Annotated in this window: 11 protein-coding genes; 5 read left to right on the top strand and 6 right to left on the bottom strand. The window is 54.2% G+C overall.

What is annotated here, in order from left to right; translation table 11 throughout:
• Nucleotides 1–35 precede the first annotated feature (35 nt).
• The 3 genes from hldE to QNN86_RS18875 all read right to left on the bottom strand — a co-directional run bounded on the left by hldE (nt 36) and on the right by QNN86_RS18875 (nt 5,784).
• Nucleotides 36–1,469, bottom strand: coding sequence for a bifunctional D-glycero-beta-D-manno-heptose-7-phosphate kinase/D-glycero-beta-D-manno-heptose 1-phosphate adenylyltransferase HldE (hldE, locus tag QNN86_RS18885; RefSeq protein ID WP_181617940.1), 1,434 nt, complete (start codon nt 1,467–1,469; stop codon nt 36–38).
• Between the two features lie 59 nt (nt 1,470–1,528).
• Entirely contained in the window at nt 1,529–4,369 is a 2,841-nt protein-coding gene (gene glnE, locus QNN86_RS18880; RefSeq protein WP_279277649.1) for a bifunctional [glutamate--ammonia ligase]-adenylyl-L-tyrosine phosphorylase/[glutamate--ammonia-ligase] adenylyltransferase, read from the bottom strand.
• Between the two features lie 113 nt (nt 4,370–4,482).
• Nucleotides 4,483–5,784, bottom strand: coding sequence for an inorganic triphosphatase (locus tag QNN86_RS18875; RefSeq protein ID WP_414212162.1), 1,302 nt, complete (start codon nt 5,782–5,784; stop codon nt 4,483–4,485).
• 241 nt (nt 5,785–6,025) lie between these two features.
• Here QNN86_RS18875 and QNN86_RS18870 point away from each other — a divergent pair, with 241 nt between their 5' ends.
• Nucleotides 6,026–6,646, top strand: a complete 621-nt coding sequence (locus tag QNN86_RS18870; RefSeq protein ID WP_181617943.1) for a TIGR04211 family SH3 domain-containing protein — start codon at nt 6,026–6,028, stop codon at nt 6,644–6,646.
• 62 nt (nt 6,647–6,708) lie between these two features.
• Entirely contained in the window at nt 6,709–7,950 is a 1,242-nt protein-coding gene (locus QNN86_RS18865; RefSeq protein ID WP_181617944.1) for a multifunctional CCA addition/repair protein, read from the top strand.
• 97 nt (nt 7,951–8,047) lie between these two features.
• On the opposite strand, the gene bacA is transcribed toward QNN86_RS18865, so the two are convergent.
• A complete protein-coding gene (gene bacA / locus QNN86_RS18860; protein WP_181617945.1) occupies nt 8,048–8,866 on the bottom strand; it encodes an undecaprenyl-diphosphate phosphatase in 819 nt (272 codons plus the stop codon).
• A gap of 85 nt (nt 8,867–8,951) precedes the next feature.
• A complete protein-coding gene (folB, locus tag QNN86_RS18855; RefSeq protein WP_096755623.1) occupies nt 8,952–9,320 on the bottom strand; it encodes a bifunctional dihydroneopterin aldolase/7,8-dihydroneopterin epimerase in 369 nt (122 codons plus the stop codon).
• 106 nt (nt 9,321–9,426) lie between these two features.
• On the opposite strand from folB, the gene plsY reads away from it, so the two are divergent.
• Entirely contained in the window at nt 9,427–10,044 is a 618-nt protein-coding gene (gene plsY, locus QNN86_RS18850; protein WP_096759329.1) for a glycerol-3-phosphate 1-O-acyltransferase PlsY, read from the top strand.
• A 40-nt stretch (nt 10,045–10,084) separates the two neighbouring features.
• Here plsY and ttdR read toward each other — a convergent pair whose 3' ends face one another.
• A complete protein-coding gene (ttdR, locus tag QNN86_RS18845) occupies nt 10,085–11,017 on the bottom strand; it encodes an L-tartrate utilization transcriptional activator TtdR (protein WP_279277647.1) in 933 nt (310 codons plus the stop codon).
• A 210-nt stretch (nt 11,018–11,227) separates the two neighbouring features.
• Between ttdR and ttdA the strand changes: the two genes are divergently transcribed.
• The gene (ttdA, locus tag QNN86_RS18840; RefSeq protein ID WP_414212158.1) at nt 11,228–12,139 is read left to right on the top strand and encodes a L(+)-tartrate dehydratase subunit alpha; all 912 of its coding nucleotides are present in this window, start codon (nt 11,228–11,230) and stop codon (nt 12,137–12,139) included.
• A complete protein-coding gene (gene ttdB, locus QNN86_RS18835; RefSeq protein WP_181617946.1) occupies nt 12,136–12,741 on the top strand; it encodes a L(+)-tartrate dehydratase subunit beta in 606 nt (201 codons plus the stop codon). The genes ttdA and ttdB overlap by 4 nt, the downstream gene beginning before the upstream one ends.
• Nucleotides 12,742–12,753 lie beyond the last annotated feature (12 nt).

Here is a 12,753-nt window from a genome sequence, read left to right as displayed (position 1 = left end):
CCGAAACAAAAAGTACGACCCGTTTCCAGCATTCGTTATTTATCGCTGTCTTTCTGGATCTTTTTGATGATATTGGTCGTTGAGCAGCCGTCTTCAAAGTTCAGCACCAGCACTTCACCACCGTTCGCCCATACCTCTTCGCTACCTGCAATTTGTTCCGGCTTGTAGTCACCACCTTTTACCAGCAGATCCGGCAGAACACCTGCGATCAGTCGCTGTGGGGTATCCTCTTCAAAAGAGACCACCCAGTCGACGGATTCCAGCGCACCCAGTACGATCATCCGCTGCTCGAGCGGGTTGACCGGACGCGTTTCACCTTTCAGACGTTTGGTGGATGCGTCGCTGTTTACTGCCACAATCAGACGATCGCCCAGCTTGCGCGCATTCGCCAGATAAGAGACATGGCCCGCGTGCAGGATGTCGAACACGCCATTGGTCATGACCACTTTCTCACCGCGCTTGCGCGCGCTGGCCACGGCTTGTTTCAGCTCGGCTTCTGTCATCACGCCAAAACCGGTGTCCGCACGACCACGCACGGCGTTTTCCAGTTCGATAGGCGAAACGGTGGACGTCCCCAGCTTACCGACCACCACGCCCGCCGCGGCGTTAGCAAAATAACACGCTTCTTCCAGTGAGTTACCCGCCGCCAGCGTTGCCGCCAGCACGCCAATAACCGTATCGCCGGCACCGGTCACGTCATACACTTCCTGCGCCTGGGTCGGCATATGCAGCGGTGCTTTGCCCGGCTGCAGCAGTGTCATTCCCTGCTCGGAACGGGTGATCAGCAGTGCAGAAAGGTCGAAATCCGCAATTACCTTCATGCCGCGCTCAACCAGTTCTTCTTCGCTTTTACACTTACCGGCCACCGCTTCAAACTCGGACAGGTTCGGCGTTAACAGCGTTGCGCCACGGTAACGTTCAAAATCGGTTCCTTTCGGATCGATAAGCACCGGTACGCCCGCCTTGCGCGCCAGCGCAATCATCTGCTGAACGCTTGCCAGCGCGCCTTTGGCGTAGTCAGACAGTACCAGCGCCCCGATAGACCCTAACGCCTGATTAATACGATCGTGCAGTGGCTGTGGATCTACGCCTTCGAAGCCTTCCTCGAAATCCAGACGAATCAGCTGCTGGTTGCGAGAAAGTACGCGTAGTTTGGTGATCGTCGGATGCGTCGGCACCGAAACGAAGTCACATTTCACGTTCACGTCCGCCAGCGTTTTGCTCAGCGCGCGTGCCGCGTCATCAATACCGGTCAACCCCACCAGACGAGAATTGGCGCCCAGAGAGGCAATATTCATTGCCACGTTTGCCGCGCCGCCGGGACGTTCTTCAATGGTATCCACTTTGACTACCGGGACCGGGGCTTCTGGCGAAATACGGCTGGTTGGCCCGTACCAGTAGCGATCCAGCATCACATCACCGACAACCATGACTCCTGCACGTTCGAACTCTGGCAGCGTTACTTTCATTCCTGTCTCCTGAGAGATTCTCTGAGGGTCTTAAAATTTGCGCGCGATCATAGCACACTTCACTCGGCAACCAGCCACTTCTGCCAGCTGTCGCGTACCTGCGTACGCTCAGCGCTGAAGCACTCCGCCGCCACATGGCCCGGCAACTCCTGCAGAGCAAGATGATGAAGTTCATCACGCAGCGTGGTATAGGCGCGAGTCAGCGCCAGGGCTTCCTGCTCTTCCATAATGTCGTTTTGTGCCAGTAATTCCAGAATGCGCACGTTATCTGACCAGCGCGTCAGTTTCGGTTTTTCATGGGCATAGCACAGCACCAGATATTGAGTAATAAACTCAATGTCAGTGATCCCGCCTTCATCTGCTTTGATATCAAAGCGATCACGATGCTTATTACCCAAATGAGCACGCATTTTCTCGCGCATTTCACGCACGTCAGTCTGCAACGTTTTTCCATCACGGGCGAGCGTCATGATATCGCGACGCACCGCGTCAAACTGAGAGGTCAGCTGCGGGTCGCCATACACCACCCGAGCACGCACCAGCGCCTGATGCTCCCATGTCCAGGCTTCGTTGCGCTGGTAATCGGCGAAAGCCTCGGTTGATGTCACCAGCATGCCTGCGGCACCGGATGGGCGCAGCCGCGCATCCACCTCATATAAAATGCCGGAAGACGTGCGGGTACTGAAAAGGTGCATGATGCGCTGTGACAGACGCAGATAGAACTGCCGCCCGTCAATTTCACGCTCGCCGTCAGTCATCACGTCCATCGGACAATCGTGCAGGAAGATCAAATCAAGATCGGAGCTGTAGCCCAGCTCCCAACCGCCCAGTTTGCCGTAACCGACAACGGCGAAACCGCGGCCCTCGCGATCGCCAAGGTGGGTTGGCTGCCCGTAGCGGGCGACCATTTGCGTCCACGCCTGCTGAACCACGGCATCGATAATGGCTTCCGCCAGCCAGGTTAAGTGATCGCTCACCTTCATCACCGGCAGCGTCCCGGCGATATCGGCCGCCGCAATACGCAGCAGTTGGGTTTGCTTGAACTGACGCAACGCTTCCAGTTGCTGTTCTTCGTCATCTTCCGGCACACGCAGCAGATACTGACGTAGCTCATCACGGTAGGCATCGGTTGCGGTGGGCTGATACAGGGTGTTCGGATCCAGCAACTCGTCCAGCAGCAGCGGATAGCGCGCCAGCTGGCTGGCGACCATCGGCGAGGCGGCGCACAGCGAAATCAGGTGCTTCAGCGCACCGGGGAATTCACTCAACAGCTCCAGATAGGTCGTACGGGTGACAATGCCCACCAGCAGCGGAGTAATACGCGACAGCGGCACCGAGGCATCAGCGCGGGAGCAGACATCGCTCAGTAAGTGCGGCATCAAATGATCCAGCACCTGACGTCCGCGTGGGCCGATGGTGCGCTTATCCAGCTCTTTGCGAAAATCGGCGATAAGGGTCAGCACGCGGCGCTGATCGTCTTCCGCAAGATGCGCCAGCACTGGCGTGGTGTCATCTTCCTGCAAAGCATCCTGCCACAGTTCGCGCCACTGTTCCGACAACGACTCTTCCTGAGTTTCGGTTTCATCATCACCAATCAATTCATTGAACACCCGACGCACGTTGCCCATATGAACGTTCAGGACAGCCGTCAACTGCGACCAGTCATCCACACCCATCGCCCAAGCAAGACGTGCGCGGTTTAGCTCATCGCCCGGCAGCGTCTGGGTCTGTTCATCGTTGATGCTCTGCAGCAGGTTTTCCAGACGACGTAAAAAGAGATAGGCACTTCGTAAATGCTCCGCATCGGTATCAGACAGTAGATGCAGCGCGTTGATGGCGCTAAGCGTAGGTAACAGCGCGCGGGATTGTAGCGATGGCTCACGCCCGCCGCGAATCAGTTGGAAGACCTGAACGATAAATTCGATTTCACGAATACCGCCCGCCCCCAGCTTGATATTGTCTTTCAGACCACGGCGGCGGACTTCACGGGCAATCATCCCTTTCATGTTACGCAGAGACTGGATCACGCTGAAATCGATATAACGACGAAAAACAAAAGGCCGCAGCATGGCGCGCAGTTCAGCGACGTAAGTACCGTCAGCATCCCCCATAATCCGCGCCTTAACCATCGCGTAGCGTTCCCAGTCACGCCCTTGCTCCTGGTAATAATCCTCCAGCGCCGAGAAACTCAGCACCAGCGGACCGCTGTCACCAAACGGGCGTAAACGCATATCCACCCGATAGACAAATCCATCCATAGTCGGCTGATCCAACACTTTAATCAGCCGTTGGCCCATACGGGTAAAGAACTGCGCGTTATCCAGCTCACGCCGTCCGCCCTGCGTCGACCCGTGTTCTGGCCAGGCAAAAATCAGGTCGATGTCGGAGGAAAAGTTAAGCTCGCCGCCGCCCAGTTTTCCCATCCCTAAAATCAGCAGCGGCTGCGGGACACCGTCAGGGTTGCACGGCGTTCCCCACTCACGACAGCAGGCGTCATACAGCCAGTCTCGTGCAGCGATAATCAGCGTTTCAGCCAGATGGCTTAACTGCTGCAAAATGCTCTCTTCCGTCACCCGCGACAGCGTCTGCGCCCAGGCAATTCGCACCATGATGCGACGGCGAAACAGGCGCAGCTCACGCATCAGCGCCGATTCATCACCGACGTCAGCCAATGCTTGCTGCAACCAGACGCCATAGTGCTGCCATTCATCCGCCAGCGGCGGTGCGCTTTCCAGCTCTGCCAGCCACTCGGGATGGGCAATCACGCTGTCGCGAACAAAATCACTGAATGTGAGCACTGACTTAGCCTGCAGGCTAAGCGACGCTTCAGGTATTGCTGCTGGCAGCCGATCAACAACGGCCGGCCAGTACTGTTGTAACGGTGAAGAGAGCTGCTGCATTTACGGGTTATCCTTTAAATGATGCCGGATAGTGGCGTTTTGCCTTATCCGGCCTACAAGACATTTACGCCCATCGCGTAGGCCTGATAAAGGCATCCTGATCTCGGTCCTGATTATCGTTTACCGCTGTGCAGCCAGAACGGCTCCTCAGAGATCGCTTCATTACGATAGTGTTCAATTTCAATATGTTGGCGCGTCATAATGGCATGACGTAAACCCTGCCAGGTCGCAATCCATTCCGATGCCACCTTCTCATCGTAATAGCCTGCCAGCATCAGAATACTGTCAATGTTTCGCGTCAGGCGCGGGATTTGGTCGGCATATTGATCGCCCAATGGCTGACCAAACACCGTTTTCAGTTCAGCCGCATGACGTGAAAGATGAGTATCAGAGAAACGCTTGAAGGAGTCGGCGATTTTAGCCTGCGCTTTCGCATCGAGGAACGGTTGCCACCCTTTAGTCACCAACCACTCGGTGAGTGCCAGTTTGGCCATTGCCGTTTGCGGGTTGTAAACCGCAGATACCGCAGAAGTTTCAGCAGCAATAATCGCTTCCGACTGGGTCAGCAAATCACGTAAGTGAGCGCTCGCTTTACGTGGAACATTCCCGCCGAACAGCATCAGGATGTGGCGTACCAGCCCCATCGCCGCCAACACTTCCGATTTGGCGCCTTTTACGCCGCGAACCCATAACTCCTCATGGTACTGCCATTGCGACAATGCCAGTTCCAGCGCGGCTTCCAGCCCCTGCTCAATGCTGGCCTTCGCCGGAACGTGCAGAATACTCGTCGGCTTCAGCTCGCGTGGGGCGTTCCCCTGCGCAAGATGATAACCCCGTGCCGCCTTACTCAGGCTGCCCTGGCGTAACCCCTCATGGGCAACCAGCTGATGTGCCAGCTTCAGTACCGCACGGGTATCACCGCTTAGCAGCTCCAGTTCGAGCTCACAGATAGGTTCAGCGAACTCTCCAGCTTTCACTTCACCCAGATCGAGGGCGATTTCAATCTGGCTACCGTCAACCTCAAGCAGCCATTTCTCACGGTTAAAATCAGTGCTGAACAGCGGTTGTAGCTGAGAGGCGAGATCGGCTGGCAGTTCGCCATTTGGCCAGACTTCGGCGGGAAGCAGCGCAAGATCGAGTTCTGGCTCGCTCAACGCAACATTATACTCTGGTCGCTGATGCAAACCGCCCGTCACCCGTCCGGCAATTTTCAGGGTCATTTCATAACGACCATTCTCACCGCGAATACGCAGCCCCATATCATGGCTACGCAACCACCCATCCGGCGTTTCATAGTAGATATTCAGCAACTGGCTGGGCGCATGATGCTCTCCCCCCAGCGTATTCAGACGTTCGCGTAATGCATCAACAGCATCATTATTGACGATAAATTTTAATTCGATTTCCTGGGTCATGATCTTGTACTTATGGGTTATGTCACAGTTGAGAAAACAGACTGCGAACTAAGTGCGTTCTTGATTGTCAGTAGATAGTATTTTGCGCCAAATTGCCATGCAACGAGCAATTTGACGGGCGTAAAAGTTTCGAGTGGTGGCAAAAAGGACACAGATGATTCCGATTGATGTTGAATGCTTTGCGTAGAGACACTGATGCCACTACTATCGTTCCACTTTCTATGACAATAACGACAGCCTGATGCCAAAATTACGCCTGATTGGATTAACTTTACTCGCACTTAGCGCCACTGCCGTCACCCATGCAGAAGAAAAGCGCTATGTCTCTGACGAACTGAACACCTGGGTCCGCAGCGGTCCGGGAGATAATTATCGCCTCGTGGGTACGGTTAACGCCGGCGAGGAAGTCATTCTGTTACAAACCGATGCCAGCACTAACTACGCCCAGGTGAAAGACAGCACCGGACGTACGGCCTGGATCCCACTGAAAGAGCTGAACAGCACGCCAAGCCTGCGGACCCGCGTTCCGGACCTGGAGAACCAGGTTAAAACGCTGACCGATAAGCTCAATAATATCGATACGACCTGGAATCAGCGCACCGCCGATATGCAGCAAAAAGTGGCGCAAAGCGACAGCGTGATCAATGGGCTGAAAGAAGAGAACCAGAAGCTAAAAAACGAGCTGATTGTGGCGCAGAAAAAGGTCAGTGCCGCGAATTTGCAGCTTGATGACAAGCAGCGCACCATCATCATGCAGTGGTTTATGTATGGCGGCGGCGTACTGGGACTGGGTCTGTTGCTCGGTTTGGTTCTGCCACACATGATCCCAAGCCGTAAACGCAAAGATCGCTGGATGAACTGAATCGCCTTCTCCGCCACACTGACATATGATTAAGGGATGATTTTTTTCAAAAGGAAAGTGGCGTGAAGATTTATCTGGTCGGTGGAGCTGTTCGGGATGCGTTATTAGGGCTACCGGTTAAAGATAAAGATTGGGTTGTCGTCGGCGCCACGCCGCAAGAGATGCTCGACGCGGGCTACCAGCAGGTAGGCCGCGATTTTCCTGTTTTTCTCCATCCGCAAACACGCGAAGAATATGCGCTGGCGCGAACCGAACGAAAATCAGGTTCAGGCTACACCGGATTTACCTGCTATGCCGCAGCAGACGTAACGCTGGAAGCCGATCTCCAGCGCCGCGACCTGACGATCAACGCGCTGGCCCGCGATGATGACGGCGAGATTATCGACCCATATCACGGGCGTCGCGATCTGGAAAATCGTCTACTGCGCCATGTTTCCCCTGCTTTTAGCGAAGATCCGCTGCGCGTACTGCGCGTGGCGCGCTTTGCCGCGCGTTATGCACACCTCAGCTTCCGTATCGCCGATGAAACCCTGGCCTTAATGCGCGAGATGACCGCTGCCGGAGAACTGGCACATTTGACGCCGGAACGAGTCTGGAAAGAAACGGAAAATGCGTTAACTACCCGTAATCCGCAGGTCTTTTTCCAGGTCCTGCGCGACTGCGGCGCACTGCGCGTTCTGTTCCCGGAAATAGACGCTCTGTTTGGTGTCCCGGCGCCGGCGCAATGGCATCCGGAAATCGACACCGGTATTCACACGCTGATGACGCTGTCGATGGCGGCCATGTTGAGCCCAAACGTAGATATACGTTTTGCCACGCTGTGCCACGATCTTGGCAAGGCTCTGACGCCAAAAGCGCTGTGGCCACGTCATCATGGTCACGGCCCGGCGGGCGTCAAACTGGTAGAGCAGTTATGTCAGCGTCTGCGGGTGCCCAATGACATCCGCGATTTAGCCAAACTGGTGGCGGAATTCCACGATCTCATTCATACGTTCCCGATCCTGCAGCCGAAAACTATCGTGAAGTTGTTTGATTCCATCGATGCCTGGCGTAAACCGCAGCGTGTGGAACAAATTGCCCTGACCAGTGAGGCCGACGTCCGGGGTCGCACCGGTTTTGAAGCAGCAGATTACCCGCAAGGTAGGCTGCTGCGGGAGGCATGGCAAGTCGCACAGACAGTGCCGACAAAAGAGGTCGTTGAGGCAGGATTCAAAGGGCCGGACATTCGCGAGGAGCTGACACGACGTCGCATTGCGGCGGTGGCCAGTTGGAAGGAACAGCGTTGCCCAAAACCAGCCCATTAAACTGACGTTGCCGGATGGCGGCATAAATGCCTTATCCGGCCTACATATTGCGCCCGTAGGCCGGATAAGCGCAGCGCCATCCGGCATTTAATGACGATCAGAAAAAAACCACATAGACGGCGGCCGCCACAATAAAACGATAAATCGCAAATGGAATAAACGAGATACGTTTAATCAGCTGCAGGAAGGTTTTGATCGCCACCAGCGCCACGATAAATGCCGTCACGAAGCCCACAGCAAACATTGGAAAGTCTGACGCGCTCAGGAACGACCAGCTTTTGTAGAGATCTAACGCCGTGGCACCCATCATCATTGGTACCGCCAGCAGGAATGAGAATTCCGATGCGGCATAGCGGCTCACGCCCATCAGCATACCGCCTGAAATGGTCGCTCCGGAGCGGGAAAATCCCGGCCACAGCGCCAGGCACTGGAAGCAGCCAATCATAAACGCCTGGCGATAAGTCATATCATCCAGACCCGGCGCGCGCGGCTCTTTCGGCTTCAGGCATTCTGCGGCTATCAGCAGCACGCCTCCCACCACCAGCGCATACATCACGTTGATCGGGTTAAACAGCGATTTGATGGTATCGTGGAAAATCAGTCCCAGTACTACGGCCGGGATCATCCCTAACAGGATATGCCCCAGCGTTAGGCGTCCCTTGCCGGTTCCTTCATGCGGGGCTTTACCAAAGTGAATGCCAATCAGGCCAAACAAGCGGCGCCAGAACATCACCACAACAGCCAAAATAGAACCCAGTTGAATAACCACTTCAAATGTCTTTGCGGTAGCGCCTTCAAACCCCAGCAGGTGGCCAACAATAATCATATGGCCGGTGCTGGATACAGGCAAAAACTCCGTCAATCCCTCGACCACACCCAAAATTGCCGCCACCAGCAGCGAGTGCATATCACTCATCAATTAACCCCTAGATAGAAAACCACGGCAAAAAAGAGCCAACGTTAGGACTCTTTTATACCTGTTAGGTTTAGATATTATTAATTTAATTACTTTCTTTCAGATTATTGCCACGCTCAATGATAACGCCGACGTTTGCCGCTCTCGCCACCGCCCCCGGCTTGCTGAGCTTGATGCGTACCCATGGGGAATTAAAACGGCTAAGCAGGAGGTCTGCCACCTCTTCAGCCACGCGTTCAACCAGCGCAAAACGTCCGCCTTCCACATGGCTGACCACCGTTTGTGCGATATCAGCATAGCTCAGGCAATCGGCAACATCGTCGCTTTTCGCTGATTTGCGGTTATCCCATGCCATTTCGATATCGAACACCAGTTTTTGTTCGATAGTCTGTTCCCAGTCATAAACACCAATAGTGGTGATTACCGAAAGTTGCTCTATAAATACAATATCCATCACGACCTGCCTGCTTTTTGGCTAACCCGGATACCACTTCCGGCGAAATATGCGTATTATCCACGGAAGTAGTGTTTTACACGACATTTTCAAAACGGAACAGCTTATGAGTGCAATCGCGCCTGGAATGATTATCTTCGCGTACCTCTGCGGCTCAATTTCCAGTGCTATTCTGGTATGCCGCCTCGCTGGATTGCCGGACCCACGTGATAGCGGTTCTGGAAATCCGGGCGCGACAAACGTATTGCGAATTGGTGGCAAAGGAGCCGCCGTCGCCGTGCTGATTTTTGACGTCCTGAAGGGTATGTTACCCGTATGGGGTGCATACGCGCTAGGCGTTAGTCCTTTCTGGTTGGGCTTGATTGCTATCGCCGCCTGCCTGGGACACATCTGGCCGGTGTTCTTCGGTTTTAAAGGTGGGAAAGGCGTCGCCACCGCCTTTGGCGCCATTGCGCCGATTGGCTGGGATTTAACTGGCGTCATGGCGGGCACCTGGTTGCTGACCATCTTGCTGAGCGGTTATTCCTCATTAGGGGCCATCGTCAGCGCCCTGATAGCCCCATTCTATGTCTGGTGGTTCAAACCGCAGTTCACTTTCCCGGTCTCCATGCTGTCGTGCTTAATTCTGCTGCGCCATCATGACAATATCCAGCGTCTGTGGCGTCGACAGGAGCCGAAGATCTGGACCAAGCTGAAGAAAAAGCGCGAAAAAGATCCCGAGTGACGGTGCTGCCGGATGATGATGCGACGGTATCTTATCCGGCTTACAGGATCTGATACCCGTCAACCGGCTTGCCCAACCGCTGCTGGCACCACGTTGCCAGAAACTCTACGCACACCCGTAGCTTTACGCTGCGATACAATGGCTCCTGATACACCGCCCAGATATTGGCGCTCTGCGCATATTCTGGCAGCACGCGAACCAGTTCACCGCTTGCCAGAAACGGCTGTACGTCCCACTCAGAACGCAGCATGATCCCTTTTCCCTGTAACGCCCACTGCAACACAATCTCGCCGCTGTTAGAAGAAAGATGCCCCGCCACCTTAACCGATTTTTTCTCATGCCCATTATCAAGTTCCCAAACCCCGTGCGTCATATCGCGCTCTTTGGTAACCAGGCAATCATGGCGACTTAATTCCTGTAACGTCTTTGGATCCCCGTATTCTCGTAAATATGTCGGTGCAGCACACAATATTCTTTTGTTTTTCGTTAACAAATGCGCAATATAATAATCCGGGATTTCATCATTAATCCGAATATCTAAATCGATATTATCCTGCGCTAAATCAATTTGCCGATCGTACAGTTCAAAATGCACCTGTAATTCAGGATAGCTGTGCATCAATTCTGTTATCGCGGGAGCGATATAACTACGCCCAAACCCAAAACTACAGCCAATACGGATCATCCCTTCCGGACGCGTTTTGATTTGCGTGACGTCATCCACCAGATGCTGATAGCGGGCAAGGATCTCCTGCGCATGTTCATAGCACCGCTGACCGCTTTCCGTTAACGCCACGCCGCGTGCGGAGCGGTTAAGCAGCGTGGCCCCTAGCGTAGACTCCAGGATCTGAATACGTTTTGTCACAAACGCTGGCGTCTGCCCAAGGGTCGCTGCCGCCGCGCTAAAGCTGCCGCTATGCACAATTTCAACCAGCACCTGCAGGTCTTTCGCCAGGGGATAGGTGTTCAGCATGTTCAGGTTATCCGTGAGGGTGTGAGCCGCAGTGTAATTCCCTTTGGCATACTAAACCCTGCCTTTGCGCAATTTTTATTATCTTAAACGGACATCATTCACGAACTGTTAATTGGTTATTCACAGCGCTAAAAAATATAAAACCACATTTTTAGTGGTAGTTTGTTTCGGAGAATTTATTTCCAGATAAATAAAAGAACTGGAGTTGACATGATGAGCAATCAAAATAACCAAAACGCGATAAAGACGCTGACAGATATTGTCGCTAATTTTACGGCTATGATTTCAACCCGCATGCCCGACGATGTGGTGGATAAATTAAAACAGCTACGCGAAGGCGAAACCTCGCCGATGGGTAAAATTATCTACCACACCATGTTTGACAACATGCAGAAGGCGATCGACCTGAATCGCCCGGCGTGTCAGGACACCGGTGAAATTATGTTCTTTGTGAAGGTCGGTTCCCGTTTTCCACTGCTGGGCGAGCTGCAAAGCATCCTGAAGCAGGCCGTTGAAGACGCCACCGTGAAAGCGCCTCTGCGCCACAATGCGGTAGAGATTTTTGACGAAGTGAACACCGGCAAAAATACCGGTACCGGCGTACCGTGGGTCACCTGGGACATCATCCCCGACGCTGACGACGCAGAAATTGAAGTCTATATGGCGGGCGGCGGCTGTACGCTGCCGGGGCGTTCCAAAGTGTTAATGCCTTCCGAAGGCTACGAAGGTGTCGTGAAGTTTGTTTTTGAGAATATCTCCACGCTAGCAGTAAACGCCTGCCCACCGGTGCTGGTCGGCGTAGGTATTGCGACCTCCGTTGAAACCGCCGCCGTGCTTTCGCGTAAAGCGGTTCTGCGTCCGATCGGCACCCGTCACCCGAACCCGAAAGCGGCAGAGCTCGAACTACGTCTGGAAGAGGGACTTAACCGCCTGGGCATTGGTCCACAAGGGCTGACAGGCAACAGTTCCGTCATGGGCGTGCATATCGAATCTGCCGCACGTCACCCGTCGACTATCGGCGTGGCCGTTTCTACCGGCTGCTGGGCACACCGTCGCGGCACGCTGCGGGTTCATGCCGATCTCTCCTTCGAAAATCTGTCTCACACCCGGAGCGCGTTATGAAAAAGATCCTGACAACCCCGATCAAAGCCGAAGATCTGGAAGACATTCGCGTCGGCGATGTCATTTACCTGACCGGTACGCTGGTGACCTGTCGCGACGTGTGCCACCGCCGTTTGATCGAACTCAAGCGCCCGATCCCGTACGATCTAAACGGTAAAGCCATTTTTCACGCTGGCCCGATCGTGCGTAAGAACGGGGAAAAATGGGAGATGGTCTCCGTCGGCCCAACCACCAGCATGCGTATGGAAGCCTTTGAGAAAGAGTTCATCGAGCAAACCGGCGTCAAACTGGTGGTCGGCAAAGGCGGCATGGGACCGTTGACCGAAGAAGGGTGTAAGCAATTCAAAGCGCTGCACGTGATCTTCCCGGCTGGCTGCGCGGTGGTTGCCGCAACCCAGGTTGAAGAAATTGAAGAAGTGCACTGGACGGAACTGGGCATGCCGGAATCCCTGTGGGTGTGCCGGGTTAAAGAGTTCGGTCCGCTGATTGTCTCCATCGACACCCACGGCAATAACCTGATCGCCGAAAACAAAAAATTGTTCGCTGAACGTCGTGACCCGATAGTCGACGAAATCTGCGAGCACGTGCACTACATCAAATAACCCTTCCGGAGG

It is taken from the genome of Citrobacter sp. C348, assembly GCF_047467975.1.
Classification (GTDB): domain Bacteria; phylum Pseudomonadota; class Gammaproteobacteria; order Enterobacterales; family Enterobacteriaceae; genus Citrobacter; species Citrobacter gillenii.
The sequence above is the reverse complement of the archived record's forward strand: the minus strand, read 5'-3'. Positions and strand labels throughout refer to the sequence as shown.